The organism is Streptococcus sp. 596553, assembly GCF_900411395.1.
In the GTDB taxonomy this organism is placed as follows: domain Bacteria; phylum Bacillota; class Bacilli; order Lactobacillales; family Streptococcaceae; genus Streptococcus; species Streptococcus mitis_BA.
Genome location: NZ_OXCQ01000005.1, coordinates 115,817 through 135,642, shown reverse-complemented (window position 1 = coordinate 135,642; position 19,826 = coordinate 115,817). Strand labels below are relative to the sequence as shown.

Genomic DNA, 19,826 nt, shown 5'->3' with positions numbered 1-19,826 from the left:
TCTTTATCCCCTTTCCTTATGCTTTTGGACGTTTAGTACCGTATTTAGAACGGCCTTGTTTACGATCGTTAACACCTGCAGTATCAAGTGCACCACGGACGATATGGTAACGTACCCCTGGAAGGTCTTTTACACGTCCACCACGAAGAAGAACCACGCTGTGCTCTTGCAAGTTGTGTCCGATACCTGGGATGTAGGCAGTAACTTCGATAAGGTTGCTCAAACGTACACGAGCGAATTTACGAAGGGCTGAGTTAGGTTTTTTAGGTGTCATTGTTCCAACACGAGTTGCAACACCACGTTTTTGTGGTGAAGAAACGTTTGTTTGAACTTTTTTATGACTGTTGTAACCAACGTTCAAAGCTGGTGATTTAGATTTTTCTACTTTTGATTTACGCGGTTTGCGAACCAATTGGTTAATTGTAGGCATCTACATTCTCCTGTGTTTTTTTTATTTTTGGTGATGATACACTTGGTGACAGCTATCATCTGTGTGTACTTTTGCAACATTTGTCAGCACGTCCCTGTACACTCTTGAGAGACCAAAAGTAAAAAGTACCGTCTATTATTGTAACAAAATTTTCCATTGGTTGTCAAGATATTTTTCTTTTTTATTGTTAATTTTAGCTCTGGCTAACTTCTCAAAGTAACTTCCACCTCTCTCCCAAAACCGGAAGTTAGTCTCAGAGGACGAATTATGCTAGAATTAAGTGTGAAACTTTCCGTTCCATCGTTGAGAATATGGGAATAGGTCCGTCAACGATTTCAAAGAAAATTAAGCGCAATCGCATCATGCATCCAACATCCGTCAAATCTGATTGCACGGATTGCCCACTTCTCAAAAAGCTCCTTATGTCTGTAACAACGCGTTTTTCTCATACTAAAAGCTAGGTTGTGGAAAACTGAAAGTTAGTTTTATATTGAATTGAAATAAGACATGAACAAATCTATTGGGAAAGTCAACTTAATTTCTAGAAATGTTTTAATAGCAACAACGTACTATTCTAGTTTCAATCTGCTATAGAAGTTCCCATTTTCATCTTTTCATTCTCTCAAAAGTCAATCATAAAAGAGGAGAAATCGAAGTTCCTCCTCTTCACTGTTTACTATCGAATCAAGTAAATCAAATCGTTACTCATTCACAATTTTTTCATCAACTTTAGGGTTTAGAGTTGTTCCCCAATGTGTAATTGTACGCTGTTGTACTAGTGGTAAGTCTGTGCGGTTGTAAACTGTACGCCATGGTTCCCATACAAGACCCGTCTTTTCTTGAACCTTGATACGAAGATTACGGACATTTCCTTTAAATTGAATCTCTGTTTGGAAGCCTGAAGTTCTGTTTTTTCCGTTATCTTCCCATTGACGTGAACGAATTTCTGGATTTCCTTGTTCATCATATGTAATTTCATCCCAATAGATGTAGTAACGCGCAACATAAGCACCCTTATGATGAAGTTTCAAGAAGCCATTTTTATAAGAAGTAACCTTCGTTTCGATATAGTCTGTACTATTTTGTAAAGTTGCTTGGGCATTATCTTTTAGGAAGGCAGTCTTATATGAGATTGGCACAGCTGGACTTTGAGCGCTAAAGTCAGCTCCTTCTCTGATGAGTTCCTTCAAGTTTTCGACTGTTCCTGTGACAACTTTGGCAGCACCGCTAGCATTACCTCCTACAATTACCGCTGTTACAGAAGTATTCTTCAATAGACGGCTCCATTCAGAATTTGGAGCAATTGTTGCGCCTTTGATAACCGCATTGATAGCTGCTTTTAATTCAGTAGACTTACTTGTTGACTCAAACTTAACATAGATTTGACGTCCGTAAGAAACGTTTGATACATATACAGGTGGAGTTTGTGAATCAACACCTCTTTGTTTTAAATCTTCAGGTGTCACACTCTTGTCAAATACAGCTGCTGGATTGGTCGGTGCATCAAATGTCGCTGTATAGTAGATTTGTTTAAAGTTTACAACTTCAATTTGCTTTTCACCCTTTTGCACAGCCTCAAAGTCAATCTTGAGCGGTGCGCCTGCTTTTTCAAAGTCTGCACCAAATTTTGCTTTCAATTGGTTCATGCTATAGGCTGTAGTTGATTCATACTGAACACGGGCAGGAACGGAATGGCTAGATGAATAGTTCTTTGTCCATTTTTCAACCAAGGTATTCATTGCTTCTTGCATACCACTAGTTGTAGGATTTGCTTCGATTTGATTTTCAGAATGAATCATACCAGGTAAATCGACGCTGACTGTCCCCTTTGCACGGGCAAGACTAATCAATTCTGGCTGATTTTCTAGTAGATTTTGGTTTGCCTTATACAAGCCACCTAGGAAGACATTTTGATTTCCATTGATGGAAACATCTGCTGTGCCTGTAGAGAGGGTTTTCTTGATTTTTTCTACAACGACAAACTCTCCATTTTGTTCCTTAGCACTTGTGTTGTAGCGATTTTCTAAGGTCTCTCCCTTGCGAGTTAAAATATCCAAAGGATTATAAGTTAAGCCAAAAAGGTAGTCTTTCAATGCTGATGTTTGATCTACTACTGGTGCAGTTCTATCCTGTCCAACTTGAGTTGTTGCTGAACGGAATACTTCCACTTCTGCCAAGCTCAATGGGGTATTTTTAGTTTTCAACTCCACTTTTACATAACGAGCGTCTTTGGCTGTGAAGAAAACTTCAAGTTCTGCCTTCCCGTTCAAACTATCAAAGTGTTGACGAGCAACTTCTTGTTTTGCTTCATTTAACAAAACAACATCAAAATTGGAAAGACGATTAGCTACAGCCCCATCTCCACGATTGTAAAGTTTAACTTTTCCAACATTCTCTGTTTTTCCAAGATCAACTTGCCACCAAGCATTGTCTTCAAAGTTTGTGTGCGTTACAGAATGGTGCCCATAGTTACTGTCAACATTACCATCCACTGCTCGTGTAGCAGCTCCTCCATAAGCAGTAGAGCTTTGACTAGCTTGTTTTCCACGAGCGATGTTTTCTGTCTCAACTGGACGATTCCCTTGCTCTGTAGCCAAAGCTACTCCCTGAGCGTTCAATAAAAAGGCCGCAACAACAGCACTACACACACCGAGTCCACACTTTTTGACAAAACGATGCAAACGTTTTTCTTGATTCATTCCTTATTCCTCCGTTTTTAAATGAATACGTTTTCCTATTTGTTTATAGTCTATCAAATTTCAAGTAAAAGTCAAGCACAAACCAGCAAAAAAGTCAAGAAAATAAGAAGAAAACGTTTGCTGAATTTTTCTGATATTTTCTTTAGATTTCCAGTAAATACTATAGTTTGGAAACTAGATAAAACTTGAGAAGCGCTAGCTTTTTCTCTTCCTATTTATAATTTCGCTAGATGAACTTTTTAAAAGAAATATTAGAGATCAATTTCTGAATAAAAATAGCTGAAAACACATCATCTCCCTAATAATACGTCTTGGCTTATGTAACATTTTTATACTCTTCGAAAATCTCTTCAAACCACGTCAACGTCGCCTTGCCGTACTCAAGTACAGCCTGCGGCTAGTTTCCTAGTTTGCTCTTTGATTTTCATTGAGTATTATTTCCATTATTTATACTGATATATAAAATAATACGGAAAACTTCTCAAAAGTAAGAATTTCTTTGACAAATCAAAGAAAACGCTTGCACTATTTCCTGCTACATGCTATACTGATATAGAAATTTATTGATTGGAGAATCATTATGAGAAAAACACCATCTCAAACTGAGAAAAAAATGGTCTACAGCATCCGTTCCCTCAAAAATGGAACTGGTTCTGTCCTTATCGGCGCAAGCCTTGTCCTACTTGCCATGGCTACACCAACTATCTCAGCCGACGAAAGTACAAAAACCACTAACGCAAGTAATAGTGAAACTACTACTGCCCTTGCCCAACCTCTTACTGATACAGCAGCGAGCACTAGTAAGAAAGAAAGCGATTTTTCTTCACCTGAAAATGCAAACGCTTCCCTAGAGAAAAAAGAAGAAAAACCTGCAACAGAGCCAACTACTCCTGTTGCAACTCCAGCAGATTCAGCACCACAAACTGGACAAGATCGTTCAAGTGAACCAACTACTTCTACGAGTCCAGTAACAACTGAAACTAAGGCAGAAGAGCCAATCGAAGACAACTACTTCCGTATCCATGTCAAAAAACTTCCTGAAGAAAACAAGGATTCTCAAGGACTATGGACTTGGGATGATGTTGAAAAACCTTCTGAAAACTGGCCTAACGGAGCCTTGTCCTTCAAGGATGCTAAAAAAGACGACTACGGCTACTACCTAGATGTCAAATTAAAGGGAGAACAAGCCAAGAAAATTAGCTTCCTCATCAATAATACAGCTGGAAAAAATCTAACTGGCGATAAATCGGCCGAAAAACTAGTTCCAAAAATGAACGAGGCTTGGTTGGACCAAGATTACAAGGTTTTCTCTTACGAACCACAACCTGTAGGAACTGTTCGCGTCAACTACTACCGCACGGATGGCAACTATGACAAGAAATCTCTCTGGTACTGGGGAGATGTGAAAAATCCAAGTAGCGCTCAATGGCCTGACGGAACAGACTTTACAGCTACAGGCAAATATGGTCGCTATATCGACATTCCTCTTAAGGATGCCGCCAAAGAATTTGGATTTTTGTTACTAGATGAGAGCAAACAAGGAGACGATGTGAAAATCCGTAAAGAAGATTATAAGTTCACAGATTTGAAAAATCATAGCCAAATTTTCCTAAAAGACGATGACGAATCGATTTACACAAATCCATACTATGTCCATGATATTCGTATGACAGGGGCTCAGCACGTAGGAACTTCTAGCATTGAAAGTAGTTTTTCAACACTAGTCGGTGCTAAAAAAGAGGATATCCTCAAACACTCCAACATCACTAATCACCTAGGAAACAAAGTAACTATCACCGATGTTGCAATCGATGAAGCTGGTAAGAAAGTGACCTACAGCGGAGATTTCTCTGACACAAAACATCCTTATACCGTTAGCTACAACTCTGACAAATTCACTACCAAAACAAGCTGGCGCCTGAAAGATGAGACTTACAGCTATGATGGTAAACTTGGTGCTGAGCTCAAAGAAGAAGGAAAACAGGTTGATTTAACTCTCTGGTCACCAAGTGCTGATAAGGTTTCTGTTGTTGTCTACGACAAGAATGATCCTGAAAAAGTAGTTGGAACTGTCGCTCTTGAAAAAGGGGAAAGAGGAACTTGGAAACAAACTCTAGATAGCACAAACAAATTAGGAATCACAGATTTCACTGGCTACTATTATCAATACCAAATCGAGCGTCAGGGTAAAACTGTTCTTGCACTCGATCCTTACGCTAAATCTCTCGCTGCTTGGAACAGCGATCTTGCAAAAACAGACGCTTCCCATAAAGTGGCTAAAGCTGCCTTTGTAAATCCAGCCAAACTAGGACCTCAAGACTTAACTTATGGTAAGATTCACAACTTCAAGACTCGTGAAGATGCCGTTATCTACGAAGCTCATGTGCGTGACTTCACTTCAGATTCCGCTATCGCAAAAGACTTGACCAAACCATTTGGTACCTTTGAAGCCTTTATCGAAAAACTAGACTACCTCAAAGACTTGGGTGTAACCCACATCCAGCTCCTTCCAGTCTTGTCTTACTACTTTGTCAATGAATTGAAGAACCATGAACGCTTGTCTGACTATGCTTCAAGCAACAGCAACTACAACTGGGGATATGACCCTCAAAACTACTTCTCATTGACTGGTATGTATTCAAGCGATCCTAAAAATCCAGAAAAACGAATCGCAGAATTTAAAAACCTCATCAACGAAATCCACAAACGTGGCATGGGAGCTATCCTGGATGTCGTTTATAACCACACAGCCAAGGTCGATATCTTCGAAGACCTAGAGCCAAACTACTACCACTTTATGGATGCAGATGGCACACCTCGCACTAGCTTTGGTGGTGGACGCTTGGGGACAACCCACCATATGAGCAAACGGATTCTAGTTGACTCTATCAAATATCTAGTTGATACCTACAAAGTAGATGGATTCCGCTTCGATATGATGGGAGACCATGATGCAGCTTCTATCGAAGAAGCATACAAGGCTGCACGCGCCCTCAATCCAAACCTAATCATGCTTGGTGAAGGTTGGAGAACCTATGCTGGTGATGAAAATATGCCTACTAAAGCTGCTGACCAAGATTGGATGAAACATACCGATACTGTCGCTGTCTTTTCAGATGACATCCGTAACAACCTCAAATCTGGTTATCCAAACGAAGGTCAACCTGCCTTTATCACAGGTGGCAAGCGTGATATCAACACTATTTTCAAAAATCTCATTGCTCAGCCAACCAACTTTGAAGCTGACAGTCCTGGAGATGTTATCCAATACATCGCAGCCCATGATAACTTGACCCTCTTTGACATCATCGCTCAGTCTATTAAAAAAGACCCAAGCAAGGCTGAGAACTATGCTGAAATCCACCGTCGTTTGCGACTTGGAAACCTCATGGTCTTGACAGCTCAAGGAACTCCATTTATCCACTCTGGTCAGGAATATGGTCGCACCAAACAATTCCGTGACCCAGCCTACAAGACTCCAGTAGCAGAGGAAAAACAACCAAACAAATCTCACTTGTTGCGTGATAAGGACGGCAACCCATTTGACTATCCTTACTTCATCCATGATTCTTATGACTCTAGTGATGCTGTCAACAAGTTTGACTGGACTAAGGCTACAGATGGTAAAGCTTATCCTGAAAATGTCAAGAGCCGTGACTATATGAAAGGGTTGATTGCCCTTCGTCAATCTACAGATGCCTTCCGACTTAAGAGTCTCCAAGATATCAAAGACCGTGTCCACCTCATCACTGTTCCAGGTCAAAATGGTGTAGAAAAAGAGGATGTAGTGATTGGCTACCAAATTACTGCTCCAAACGGTGATATCTACGCAGTCTTTGTCAATGCGGACGAAAAAGCTCGCGAATTTAATTTGGGAACTGCCTTCGCCCACCTCAGAAATGCTGAAGTTTTAGCAGATGAAAACCAAGCAGGACCAGTTGGAATTGCCAACCCGAAAGGACTTGAATGGACTGAAAAAGGCTTGAAATTGAATGCCCTTACAGCTACTGTTCTTCGAGTCTCTCAAAATGGAACTAGCCATAAGTCAACTGCAGAAGAGAAACCAGACTCAACCCCTTCCAAGCCTGAACATCAAAATGAAGCTTCTCACCCTGCACATCAAGATCCAGCTCCACAAGCTAGACCTGATTCTACTAAACCAGATGCCAAAGTAGCTGATGCAGAAAATAAACCTAGCCAAGCTACAACTGATTCACAAGCTCAACAACCACATAAGGACAATAATACTCAATCACTTCCATCTACGCCTACTCAAACTATTGTCACTTCCTATACTCCAGCTTATACAAATAAGAAATCGGAAACTCCAAATCAGACAACTAAAGCTAGTTGGAAACAAGAAAATGGCATCTGGTATTTCCATAAAGCAGACGGTTCTCTAGCTACTGGTTGGATAAAAGATGGAGATACTTGGTATTATCTAAAAGATGATGGCTCTATGGTAACTGGATGGGTCAAAGATGGCAATGTTTGGTACTTCCTAAATAGTAACGGTTCTATGTCAACCGGTTGGGTTAAGGATGGAGATACTTGGTACTATCTTGAGCCATCAGGAGCTATGAAAGAAAATCAATGGTTTGAAGTTTCTGGCAAATGGTACTATGTTGATTCATCAGGTAAACTTGCAGTTAATACAAGAGTTGAAGGCTATTTGGTCAATGAAAACGGTGAATGGGTTAGCTAAAACTGCTACTGTATAACCTTTGCATAGCTAGATATAACTAGATATAACTAGATATAACTAGATATAACTAGATATAACTAGATATAACTAAGCACAACGATAACAAACTCCTGTTTACAGGAATTAGTCTCCTTGCCCTTCTAGGTCTCGGCTTCTTGCTAAAAAACAAAAAAGAGAACTAAACTAGCCCTCCTATAGAAAAATCCCCCAAGCATTAACGCTCGGGGGATTATTTTTTGTACAATATTTGTCGTCCTAATCAGCCTGATTAGGATTTTTTATTAAGCCTCTTTCATGGCAAAATAAGCCCGTACTTTTGGAGCCACTTGCGTGCCGAAGAGTTCAATAGCTCTCAGGACTTGGTCATGAGGCATGGAACCAAGCGGTAGATGGAGCATGAAACGGTCCAAATCTAAATCCTCAATCATGCGAATCAATTTTTCTGCCACCTGATCTGGATTTCCCACAAACATAGCACCATTTGGCCCAACTTGCTCCAAATATTGCTCATAACTCAATTCATGCCAGTGTGGACGGTCTTTGGAAATTGCATCCACCACTTGCTTGGTCGGATGGAAATAATCTTTTACAGCCTGCTCGCTATCTTCAGCAATCCAACCCCAAGAATGAGCTCCAACCTTTAGTTCCTGGCTAGCATAACCCGCTTCGCTCCCAATCTCACGATAAGCCTGAATCAACTTTTTAAAATAACGAGGGTTGCCACCAATAATGGCATAGACAATCGGTAGGCCTTCCTGAGCAATCTTCACTGTTGATTCGACATGACCACCTGTCGCTATCCACAAGGGTAATTTGTCCTGAACTGGACGAGGATAGACTTCTTTGCCAGAGAGTGTTTGGGTCAATCGCCCTTTCCAGTCTAGCTTGGTCTTTTCATTGACTAACTGAAGCAAGTCTAATTTCTCATCAAAGAGGGCTTCGTAGTCTTTCAAATCATATCCAAACAAGGGAAAAGATTCCGTGAAAGAACCCCTTCCAGCCATAATCTCTGCACGTCCATTTGACAAAGCATCGATAGTGGCATACTGTTGGAACAAACGAATCGGATCCATGCTCGAGAGAATGCTGACTGCACTGGTCAAACGGATTTTCTTGGTATTGACTGCCCCAGCTGCCAGGACAATCTCTGGCGCAGATACCGCAAAATCCGCTCGATGGTGCTCACCAATCCCATATACATCCAAACCAACCTTGTCAGCCAGTTCAATTTCTGCCACCAACTGGCGAATACGTTCGGCATGACTGTAAGTTTGTCTAGTCCCTTCAAGCTCCGTTGTTTCCCCAAATGTTGAAATTCCCAATTCTACCATTGTGATTCTCCCTGTCTACCTCTGTCCTTTAATTTGAAAAATTATTCTAACACGAATCTTAAGTACAAGCAACCGATTTGCTCACAAGAAAAAGCCTAGATAACTAGACTTTTTTAGATTATTCTACCGTTACTGACTTGGCAAGGTTACGTGGTTTGTCCACATCGAGGCCACGGTGGAGTGTTGCAAAGTAAGCGACTAATTGCGTTGGAACAACCATTGAGATTGGTGAGAGATAAGGGTGGACGGTCGTAAGAACGATGTCGTCTGTCTCTTTAGCAACATTTTCTTCTGCGATAGTGAGAACTTTGGCACCACGGGCTGCCACCTCTTGGATATTTCCACGAGTATGGTTGGCAAGGACTGGATCCGACAAGAGGGCCAAAACAGGCGTTCCTTCTTCAATCAAGGCAATAGTTCCGTGCTTGAGTTCTCCTGCCGCAAAGCCTTCACACTGGATGTAAGAAATCTCTTTAAGTTTGAGACTTGCTTCCATGGCTACATAGTAATCCTGACCACGTCCGATGTAAAAGGCGTTACGAGTTGTTTCAAGAAGCTCACGAACCTTAGCTTCAATGGTTTCTTTCTCTGAAAGAGTTGATTCGATAGACTGAGCTACGATTGACAATTCATGAACCAGGTCAAAGACTTGCGCTTTGGCATTGCCATTTGCTTCACCAACTGCTTTTGCAAGGAAGGCAAGGGCTGCAATTTGCGCTGTATAAGCCTTAGTTGATGCTACCGCAATTTCAGGACCTGCATGAAGGAGCATGGTATGGTTAGCTTCACGAGAAAGAGTTGAACCTGGTACGTTTGTCACTGTCAAGCTTGGGATTCCCAATTCATTAGCCTTAACCAAAACCTGACGGCTATCCGCTGTTTCACCAGATTGGCTGATAAAGATGAAAAGTGGTTTCTTGCTGAGAAGTGGCATACCGTAGCCCCACTCAGATGAGATTCCAAGTTCAACTGGTGTATCTGTCAATTCTTCCAGCATCTTCTTAGAAGCAAATCCTGCGTGGTAAGATGTTCCAGCTGCAAGGATGTAGATGCGGTCTGCGTCTTGAACAGCCTTGATGATTGCTGGGTCTACGACAACTTGACCAGCCTCATCTGTGTAGGCTTGGATCAACTTACGCATCACTGTTGGTTGCTCATCGATTTCCTTGAGCATGTAGTAAGGATAAGTTCCCTTACCGATATCAGACAAGTCAAGCTCAGCAGTGTAGCTAGCACGTTCACGACTATTGCCATCATAGTCTTGCACTTCGACGCTATCAGCTTTGACGATTACCAACTCTTGGTCATGAATTTCCATGTACTGGTTGGTTTCACGAATCATAGCCATAGCATCTGAGCAGACCATGTTGTAGCCATCTCCAAGACCAATCAAAAGTGGTGATTTATTCTTCGCTACATAGATAACATCTGGATTTTCAGAGTCAATCAAGGCAAAGGCATAAGAACCACGGATGATATGAAGGGCTTTTTTGAAGGCTTCAAGAACTGACAAACCGTCTTCTTCCGCAAATTTTCCAATCAAGTGAACGGCGATTTCCGTATCTGTTTGCCCTTTGAAGTGGTGACCTGAAAGGTATTCTTCCTTGATTTCAAGGTAGTTCTCAATCACTCCATTGTGAACCAAGACAAAACGTTCTGTCTCAGAGCGGTGTGGGTGAGCATTGTCTTCCGTTGGTTTCCCGTGAGTCGCCCAACGAGTATGTCCGATACCAGTTGTACCCTCAACACCAGCTGTCTTAGCAGACAATTCTGCAATACGACCAACAGCCTTGACTAGGTGGTTTTCAGCACCACCTAGGACAAAAATCCCCGCAGAATCATATCCACGGTATTCGAGCTTTTCAAGCCCTTGAATCAAAATATCAGTTGCATTTGTGTTTCCAACAACACCAACAATTCCACACATAGTATATACGACACAGGCAAGCTGTGCTTTCTCCTTAAAATTGGTATAGTCTAATTCCTCTTTTATAGAATCAGCAAAAACAGTATATACTTGTTTCTTTCACTTGTCAAGAGTAAAAATTGGTATAGTTCAAATTAAGCTTCTGTAAGCAAAAAACTCTGACCAATTAGGATAATCAGTCAGAGTCCTTTTTAAAATCCATTATTATCGCTTAATTCCTTGAACCAGTGCCCTGATTTCTTCAGACGACGTTCTTGCGTTTCCAAGTCTAATTCGACCAAACCATAGCGATTTTTATAGCTGTTGAGCCATGACCAGCAGTCGATAAAGGTCCAGATTAAGTATCCTTTACAGTTGGCTCCGTCTTCAATGGCACGGTGAAGTTCACGCAGATGACCTTTTACAAAGTCAATACGGTAATCATCTTGAATCATTCCATCTTGACGGAATTTTTCCTCTCCTTCAACACCCATACCATTCTCAGTCAACATCCACTCAATATTGCCATAATTTTCCTTGATATTTTGGGCGATGTCATAAATCCCTTGCTCATAAATCTCCCAGCCACGATGAGGATTGATTTTACGTCCAGGCATTATATAAGGCTCGTAAAAATGTTCTGGCAAAAGAGGACTCTCTGGATTCTTAGCAAATCGAGGTGCCATAACACGCAAAGGCTGATAGTAGTTGACACCAAGGAAATCCACTGTATTGTCACGAATGACTTCCAATTCTTCCTCCGTAGCATCAGGCAAGAGACCGTGTTCATGCAAGATTTCTATCAACTCCTGTGGATAAGTCCCCAAAACAGACGGATCTAAGAAAGATTGGGCCTGAAAAAGGTCCGCAATACTAGCAGCCTTGACATCAGCAGGATGCTGGCTACGTGGATAAGCCGGTGTCAAGTTTAAGACAATCCCAATCTTGGAATCTGGCAAAAGTTCATGACAAGCCTTAACCGCCCGACTGCTAGCCAATTGTGTATGATAAGCTACTTTAACGGCTGCCTCTGCATCCACCTTATGTGGATAATGGGCATCGTAAAAATAGCCAAATTCTACAGGAACGATGGGCTCGTTAAAGGTAATCCATTGATCCACTAAATCTCCATAGGTCTCAAAACAAAAACGAGCATAGTCTTCATAGGCTGAGACAGTCGCCTTATTTTCCCAACCATCACCATCTTCTTGAAGGGCAAAAGGTAAATCAAAATGATAAAGATTCACTAAAAGACGAATCCCTTTGTCCTTAATAGCCTCAAAAACCTTACGATAGAAATCCACACCTTGAGCATTGACTTCCCCACGCCCTTGTGGAAAAATCCGTGACCACTGAATAGAAGTCCGAAAGGCCGTGTGACCAGTTTCTAACAAGAGGTCGATATCCTGTTCCCAATTTTCATAAAAGGTCGATGTTTTATCTGGACCAATTCCATTATAGTAGCGATTTGGCTCCACTTGGAACCAGTAATCCCAGAGATTATCTCCCTTACCGTCACCAGCTATACGTCCTTCTGTCTGCGGCCCAGAAGTAGAGGATCCCCAGACAAAATCCTTTGGAAATCTTAGCATACATTTACCTCTTTATCTACTCATTTTTCCCATTATACAGAAAAAACAAGGTAAAAACTAGTTACATTTTTTCCTTGTTTTTCTTCTGATTATAGTTTTTATTTCTTGCTGAGAATTTCAAGCGTTTCAAGTAAGTTATCTGCATGAACTTCGATGGTGTCACCAGTCGCTTTAATCTTCACTTCTACGATGCCATCGGCTGCTTTCTTCCCAACAGTGATACGGATTGGCAATCCAATCAAGTCGCTATCGCTAAATTTAACACCGACACGTTCGTTACGGTCATCTGTCAAGACTTCGTAACCAGCTCCCATCAAGCTTGCTTCAAGCTTTTCTGTCAAGGCTTGCGCTTCTTCATCCTTGACATTAACAGTAATCAAGTGCACATCAAATGGTGCCAACTCTTTAGGGAAGTTGATTCCCCAAGCGTAACGGTATTCACCTTTTGGCGTTTTGTTAACAAAGAGGCGAGCGTGTTGCTCCATCACTGCTGAAAGGAGACGACTGACACCGATACCGTAACATCCCATGATGATTGGCACAGCACGGCCATTTTCATCCAAAACATCTGCTCCCATGCTTGCTGAATAGCGAGTGCCGAGTTTAAAGATGTGACCAATTTCGATACCACGCGCAAAGTTAAGGACACCTTGCCCGTCTGGGGAAATTTCACCCTCACGAACTTCACGGATATCCACATATTCTGCAGTAAAATCACGGCCTGGGTTCACACCAGTCAAGTGGTAGCCATCTTCGTTAGCACCGACAACTGCATTGCGAACATCTTGCACCTTACGATCTGCAATAATTTTAATATTCTCTGGCAAACCAACTGGGCCAAGTGAACCAAATCCTGCTTGAACAAGATTCGCCACTTCTTCTTCGCTAGCAACGTCGAAGAAATCTGCTCCCAAGTGGTTTTTCAACTTGACTTCGTTGAGTTGGTCATTTCCAACTAGAAGGGCCGCAACAAGCTCTCCATCTGCCATGTAGAAGAGGGTTTTGATCGTTTGTTCTTCTGGAACGTTAAGGAAGGTTGCAACCTCATCGATTGATTTAACATCTGGTGTTGCAATACGAGTCACTTCTTCTTCAGCGACAACACGGTTGCTTGGTTTGTACTCGTTTGTTGCCATTTCCAAGTTAGCAGCATAGCTAGACTCACTTGAGTAAGCAATGGTATCTTCACCAGAAACCATCCACTTAAGCAATTCTGCCTTGATTTCTTCTTGCACTTCTGCAGGAATTTCGTCAAATGAGGCAACTGACTTGTCCAAGACAACCCAGCGGTCAAGGTCTGTACGAGCAGGTGTAATGGCCATAAATTCTTGGCTGTCCTTACCACCCATGGCTCCACCGTCACCAATGATAGCCTTGAAGTCTAAGCCACTACGAGTGAAAATACGCTCATAAGCAGCCTTGTACTCATCGTAAACACTATCCAAACTATCATAGTTAGCGTGGAAGCTATAAGCATCTTTCATGATAAATTCACGTGTACGAAGAAGTCCATTACGTGGGCGTTTTTCATCACGATACTTGGGCTGAATTTGATAAAGGTTAAGTGGCAATTGCTTGTAAGATTTAACAGAATCACGAACAATAGCTGTAAAGGTTTCTTCGTGTGTTGGACCTAGGATAAAGTCGGATTTCTCACGGTTTTTTAGTTTGTAAAGGTCCTCACCATAAGTTTCGTAACGACCTGATTCGCGCCACAATTCTGCACTAAGAAGGGCAGGAGCCAACATCTCAACGGCACCAATCTTATCAAATTCTTGGCGCATGATATTTTTGGCTTTTTCAATCACACGGTTGGCAAGTGGTAAGTAAGAATAAACACCTGCTGAGACTTGGCGAACATAACCAGCTCGCAACATAAGAGCATGGCTAATAACTTGAGCATCGCTTGGCATTTCGCGAAGCGTTGGGATAGGCATTTTACTTTGTTTCATAATATTCCTCGATTATCTAAAAAAGAGTCGCATGATGTCATTCCAGGTCACAGCAATCATCAAGACAACCATGATGACCACTCCGGCCAAGGTGACATAGGTTTCAATTTCTTGTTTCAATGGTTTGCGGCGGATAGCTTCTAGGATATTGAGCACAATCTTACCACCATCCAGGGCTGGAATCGGAATAAGATTAAAAATCCCGATATTGATGGAAATCATTGCCAAGAAGTACAAGACATTCTCAATTCCATTTTTAGCAGCATCACTACTTGCCTTAAAGATGGCAACAGGTCCACCCAACTTGTTCAAATCCGGTTGGAAAATCAGATTTTTCAGTGCTGATAAAATTCGTAGGGCCGAGTCAGCAGCAGTTGTAAATCCACCTACAAACATAGATAGAAAATCTGACTTAATCCCCGGTTGAACACCTAGAAGGTAACGGCCTTGACTTTCTTCCGGAGTAACAGTGACTTGTTTGTCACTACCATTTTCAGAAATAGTCACATCCAAGGTCGGGGCTGTCTTATCTTTGGTTTCTGATTCCACAGCCTGAATCAAACTTTCCCAGTTGCTAATCTCATGTGAGCCAATCTTGGTAATTTGTGCCGTTTCTGGTACTCCTACCTTAGCCAAGGCCCCTTGAGGCATGACATGAAACTGATTAGTGTCAACATCTCTGACACCACCCTGCATAAAGATTAAAATCCAAAAAACAACGACCCCTAAGATAAAGTTATTCATAGGGCCTGCAAAGTTGGTAATCAGTTTCCCCCAGATAGTCGCATTTTGGTATTGAACATCTAAGGGTGCAATCCGAACCTCAGTTCCATCTGCTTCCACAACCGTCGCATCGTGATCCACTGCAAATGTTTTTTCTTCTTCCAGAACCAAGCCCTTGATAAAGAGCTTGTCTTCAAAGTCAAACTGAGTCACCTGCATAGGGAGGGCCGTTTGATCCAACTTTTTACCTGAAATATTAATGCGTTTAACCTTACCATCGTCAGTAAGTGTCAAACTGACAGGAGTACCTGTCTTGATTTCAGTCGTATCATCGCCCCAACCAGCCATACGAACATAGCCTCCCAGAGGCAAGATTCGAATAGTATAGGCCGTTCCATCCTTGCCAATATGAGCAAAGATCTTGGGTCCCATGCCAATGGCAAATTCACGCACTAGAATTCCTGATTTCTTAGCAAAATAGAAGTGTCCGAACTCGTGCACCACCACAATAATCCCAAAAATCAGAATAAAGGTTAAAATTCCGAGCATAGTGTTTCCTCCGTCTTTTGATTAAAAGAGTCCAAACAAGTGCATGATTGGAAATACAAGCAACATACTATCGAAACGATCCAAAACACCACCATGTCCTGGGATAAATTTCCCAGAATCCTTGACACCAAAGTGACGTTTGATCGAACTTTCTAGTAAATCACCAAATTGTCCAGCCGCACTAAAGAAAATAGCAAAGACTGACATCTTGTAAATTCCATACGGCAGAGCGACTGTACTGTCAACTATCATAAAGATGATGGTTACTAAAATAGCACCTAAAATACCACCCAAGGCACCTTCAAGAGTTTTATTAGGCGATACCCTTGGTGCTAATTTTCGTTTCCCATAGTTCATCCCAACAAGATAGGCACCACTGTCTGTTGCCCAAACAATACACAAGGCTAATAGTGCCTTATCTAAACCTGCAATTCTAGCATCTAATAGAGCATTAAAACCAAAGCCCACATAGAAACTCATAGCAAGAGGGAAAACCGCATCCTCAATCGTATAAGACTTGCTAAAAACGGTCGTTCCTAACATGATTGAAATCAAAACACTATAGGCAACCACATTCCCATCAACTGGCAAAAAAGTCAGGTAATTCTCCAAGGGAATGGTCAATGCAAAGGTTGCAAAGAGGGTCAAGAGGCCCTCCATCGTCATGGTCTCTAGACCTCTCATCTTCAAAAGTTCATGCATGGCTAGCATGGCTATGATTCCGATTGCTATCTGAAGCAAGAGGCCCCCAATCATTAAAATTGGTAGGAAAATAGCCAGGGCAATCCCTGCAAACAAGGTTCTTTTCTGTAAATCCTGGGTCATATTTCCTCCTAAACTCCTCCAAATCGGCGATGACGACGATTATAGGCAAGAATAGCTTCCTGCAAGGCCGCTTCGTCAAAATCAGGCCATAAGGTGTCCGTAAAATAAAGCTCACTATAGGCTCCCTGCCATGGAAGGAAATTGCTCAAACGCAATTCTCCACTAGTACGGATAATCAAGTCTGGGTCTCGTAAGTCCTTAGGCAAATGCTGGGTCAAGAGATAGTTGCCAATCAATTCCTCTGTGATGTCACCTGGGTTGATTTTAGCATCTAAAACATCCTGGGAAATCAACTTAAGAGCCTGTGTAATCTCAGCACGTCCACCATAGTTGAGGGCAAAATTAAGAATCAAACCTGTGTTGTTCTTAGTCAATTCCTCAGCTTTAGTCAGAGCTTCAAAGGTTTGCTTAGGCAGGCGGTCCGTTTCCCCAATCATTTGAATCTTAACATTATTCGCATGTAGTTCTGGAACATAATTATCATAAAACTCTACTGGCAAGTTCATGATAAACTTGACTTCCTGATCTGGACGGGTCCAATTTTCCGTAGAAAAAGCATAAACCGTAATAACCTTAACGCCTAGTTTGTTGGCTGCCTTGGTCACAGTTTGCAATGCTTCCATGCCCGCCTTGTGTCCGAAGACTCGCGGTTGCATACGTTTTTTAGCCCAACGGCCATTGCCATCCATGATGATGCCGATATGAGCAGGAACCTGTGTCGGAACCTCTACTTCCACAGCCTTATCTTTCTTAAAAAATCCAAACATGATCTTATTCCTATTCAAAAATCTATCGTTTCATTATACCATATTTCCCCATTTTCTTCTATCACTAAGCTATTTATACTCTTCGAAAATCTCTTCAAACCACGTCAGCTCTATCTACAATCTCAAAACAGTGTTTTGAGCAACCTGCGGTTAGCTTCCTAGTTTGCGCTTTGATCTTCATTGAGTATTATTCTCAGGCACAAAGCCCATTTTTCAAAAAAATAAGCCGCCTGATTGGGCGACTCTATTTTTTATAGGGAGATTATTATGAAAAAGTTTTAGGAGTTTAAGTTAAGGTCTTCTTAACTTATGAACTTAGTATACACTTCCTAGCTTAAAGTTTCCTTAAGTATTTTTTAAAATCAAATTTTTCCATTTCTCCTGCCAATTTTTCTTGGATAGACGTGTTCGATAAAGTTCCATTCGGTCTTCATTTTCTAAGAAATGAGGAGTTGGACGAACTTGAAAATTCAAAATATCCTCCAAAGCGTATGGAGTAAAGAGTTCCAAAACGGATTCTTCATTCAAGCGTAATCCAACAGCCGTACATCGTTCTGGATACTTACTCATAGCATCACGGGAACTGCTATAGGGAGCAGTATGAGGGCTGTGCTGGTGCATATAGACTTGATTTTTCAATTCCCACTGGTACTGAGGAAAGTCCTCTCTCAGCTTTTTCTCTAGGGACAAGGTTTCCTCATAAGAAATATCTGGATCAAAGAAAATTACATCTACATCTGTTTCACAGTCAAAAGGGGATTTGTCTGACAAGAGATTCCAGATAAAATTTCTGACAGAACCCGCTGCCAACCATGAGTCTTTTAAGCCAAAATCTCGGATGATAGTCAAAATAGCCATCATATCCGGATTTTCTCTGAAAGAGTCTAAAATTTCAGCCTTATTTTTCAATATATTCATACCCTAAATGCTCATATGCCTTAGCAGTCGCCACCCGTCCAGACCGCGTCCGCATGATAAAACCTTTTTGAATCAAGTAAGGCTCATACATGTCTTCAACTGTCTCACGCTCTTCTGCTATGTTAACAGAAAGAGTTCCTAGACCAACAGGGCCACCACCGTACATCTCAATCATGGTGCGAAGGATTTTTTGATCCACATAGTCCAGACCTTCATGGTCAACATCCAGCATAGTCAAAGCCTTATCGGTAGTAAGATCATCGATAACCCCATTTCCCATTATCTGGGCAAAATCGCGCACGCGCTTGAGGAGACGATTGGCAATACGAGGGGTCCCACGACTACGTAGGGCCAACTCAGATGCTGCCTCATGAGTGATTTCCATCTCAAAAATATCTGCCGTCCGCTCAACAATTTCCGTCAAGTCAGCATGAGCATAATACTCCATATGACCTGTAATCCCAAAACGTGCCCGTAGTGGATTTGAGAGCATACCAGCCCGAGTCGTCGCACCAATCAAGGTAAAAGGTGGCAACTCCAAATGAACACTGCGACTACCCTCACCAGCCCCAATCATAATATCTATGTAGAAGTCCTCCATAGCACTATAAAGCACCTCTTCCACCGACATGGGCAAGCGATGAATCTCATCAATAAAAAGGACATCCCCAGGCTCTAAGTCATTCAAAATCGCTACCAGATCACCGGCTTTTTCAATGACTGGACCCGAAGTCTGCTTGAGATTTACTCCCAATTCATTGGCAATAACAAAAGCCATGGTCGTTTTCCCCAGACCTGGAGGTCCAAATAAGAGGACATGATCCAGCGCTTCATCTCTCATTTTGGCAGCTTCGATAAAGATTTGGAGCTGGTCCTTGACCTTATCCTGTCCAATATATTCACGTAAGTACTGAGGACGGAGCGTGCGTTCTACTAACTCCTCGTCCCCTATTATCTCATTGTCTAAAATTCTATTCATGGCTCTATTATATCAAAAATCCAAGCCATAAACAAAAAAGCCACCTAATTGGGCGACTCCCGAGTTTAGCACTTATGTGGTCTAATATTCTACGGCACTGCTACACCGCCTACGAAAGGAGGTGAGATAGCCCATGATGGAATTAGTACTCAAAACTATCATCGGACCAATTGTGGTCGGTGTCGTTCTTCGATTAGTCGATAAATGGCTAAACAAGGACAAATAGTGTCAAAAAGACCCCAAGCTTATTTGGTCGTGAGCTTGGGGTCTTTTCTAGCCTATGATATAGACACAATACTTAATTCCATTTTATTATCCCATAGTTCACAAAATTTGTCAAAACTTTACATCCTCAGCTTCTCAAGCTTTAACCGCTTTACAACAAGACTTTCAAGTTTAAGAGAAAATTAGGGATTCTATCAATTTCATAGAAATTTTGATTTAGTAAAC

The 19,826-nt window shown here is 41.7% G+C and carries 13 protein-coding genes and 1 pseudogene; 3 read left to right on the top strand and 11 right to left on the bottom strand.

Going from position 1 to position 19,826, the window contains the following annotated elements:
- Window positions 1–16 precede the first annotated feature (16 nt).
- Window positions 17–430 carry a 30S ribosomal protein S12 gene (gene rpsL, locus DSY56_RS06815; protein WP_001142332.1) on the bottom strand — a complete coding sequence of 138 codons (414 nt, stop codon included), beginning with the start codon at window positions 428–430 and terminating at the stop codon, window positions 17–19.
- Between the two features lie 284 nt (window positions 431–714).
- Here rpsL and DSY56_RS06805 point away from each other — a divergent pair.
- Window positions 715–866: pseudogene (locus tag DSY56_RS06805) on the top strand (IS30 family transposase); the annotation flags it as partial.
- Between the two features lie 265 nt (window positions 867–1,131).
- Here the strand turns inward: DSY56_RS06805 and DSY56_RS06800 are convergent.
- Window positions 1,132–3,129 carry a thiol-activated cytolysin family protein gene (locus DSY56_RS06800; protein ID WP_112444634.1) on the bottom strand — a complete coding sequence of 666 codons (1,998 nt, stop codon included), beginning with the start codon at window positions 3,127–3,129 and terminating at the stop codon, window positions 1,132–1,134.
- A gap of 580 nt (window positions 3,130–3,709) precedes the next feature.
- On the opposite strand from DSY56_RS06800, the gene DSY56_RS06795 reads away from it, so the two are divergent.
- Window positions 3,710–7,834 (top strand): pullulanase, encoded by a 4,125-nt coding sequence (locus tag DSY56_RS06795; RefSeq protein WP_373455506.1) that lies wholly within the window; start codon window positions 3,710–3,712, stop codon window positions 7,832–7,834.
- A gap of 281 nt (window positions 7,835–8,115) precedes the next feature.
- Here the strand turns inward: DSY56_RS06795 and DSY56_RS06780 are convergent, their stop codons facing one another.
- The 9 genes from DSY56_RS06780 to ruvB form a co-directional block, all read right to left on the bottom strand.
- The gene (locus DSY56_RS06780; protein ID WP_112444632.1) at window positions 8,116–9,165 is read right to left on the bottom strand and encodes an LLM class flavin-dependent oxidoreductase; all 1,050 of its coding nucleotides are present in this window, start codon (window positions 9,163–9,165) and stop codon (window positions 8,116–8,118) included.
- A 118-nt stretch (window positions 9,166–9,283) separates the two neighbouring features.
- The gene (glmS, locus tag DSY56_RS06775) at window positions 9,284–11,092 is read right to left on the bottom strand and encodes a glutamine--fructose-6-phosphate transaminase (isomerizing) (RefSeq protein WP_112444629.1); all 1,809 of its coding nucleotides are present in this window, start codon (window positions 11,090–11,092) and stop codon (window positions 9,284–9,286) included.
- A gap of 191 nt (window positions 11,093–11,283) precedes the next feature.
- Window positions 11,284–12,663: a 6-phospho-beta-glucosidase gene (gene bglA, locus DSY56_RS06770; protein WP_112444627.1), complete on the bottom strand. Its 1,380-nt coding sequence runs from the start codon at window positions 12,661–12,663 to the stop codon at window positions 11,284–11,286.
- A 98-nt stretch (window positions 12,664–12,761) separates the two neighbouring features.
- On the bottom strand, window positions 12,762–14,615 hold the full coding sequence (locus tag DSY56_RS06765) for a proline--tRNA ligase (RefSeq protein ID WP_112444625.1): 1,854 nt from the start codon (window positions 14,613–14,615) through the stop codon (window positions 12,762–12,764).
- Window positions 14,616–14,627: 12 nt separating this feature from the next.
- Window positions 14,628–15,887 carry an RIP metalloprotease RseP gene (gene rseP / locus DSY56_RS06760; protein ID WP_112444623.1) on the bottom strand — a complete coding sequence of 420 codons (1,260 nt, stop codon included), beginning with the start codon at window positions 15,885–15,887 and terminating at the stop codon, window positions 14,628–14,630.
- A 21-nt stretch (window positions 15,888–15,908) separates the two neighbouring features.
- Complete coding sequence (locus tag DSY56_RS06755; RefSeq protein WP_112444621.1) at window positions 15,909–16,712, bottom strand: phosphatidate cytidylyltransferase; 804 nt, start codon at window positions 16,710–16,712, stop codon at window positions 15,909–15,911.
- An 8-nt stretch (window positions 16,713–16,720) separates the two neighbouring features.
- Window positions 16,721–17,479, bottom strand: a complete 759-nt coding sequence (locus DSY56_RS06750; RefSeq protein WP_112444619.1) for an isoprenyl transferase — start codon at window positions 17,477–17,479, stop codon at window positions 16,721–16,723.
- Window positions 17,480–17,824: 345 nt separating this feature from the next.
- Window positions 17,825–18,397 carry a nucleotidyltransferase family protein gene (locus DSY56_RS06740; protein ID WP_112444617.1) on the bottom strand — a complete coding sequence of 191 codons (573 nt, stop codon included), beginning with the start codon at window positions 18,395–18,397 and terminating at the stop codon, window positions 17,825–17,827.
- The gene (gene ruvB, locus DSY56_RS06735; protein WP_112444615.1) at window positions 18,378–19,376 is read right to left on the bottom strand and encodes a Holliday junction branch migration DNA helicase RuvB; all 999 of its coding nucleotides are present in this window, start codon (window positions 19,374–19,376) and stop codon (window positions 18,378–18,380) included. Before ruvB ends, DSY56_RS06740 begins: the two co-directional genes overlap by 20 nt.
- Window positions 19,377–19,509: 133 nt before the next feature.
- Here ruvB and DSY56_RS06730 point away from each other — a divergent pair, with 133 nt between their 5' ends.
- Window positions 19,510–19,602, top strand: coding sequence for a type I toxin-antitoxin system Fst family toxin (locus tag DSY56_RS06730; RefSeq protein WP_000970382.1), 93 nt, complete (start codon window positions 19,510–19,512; stop codon window positions 19,600–19,602).
- The last annotated feature ends 224 nt before the right edge of the window (window positions 19,603–19,826 follow it).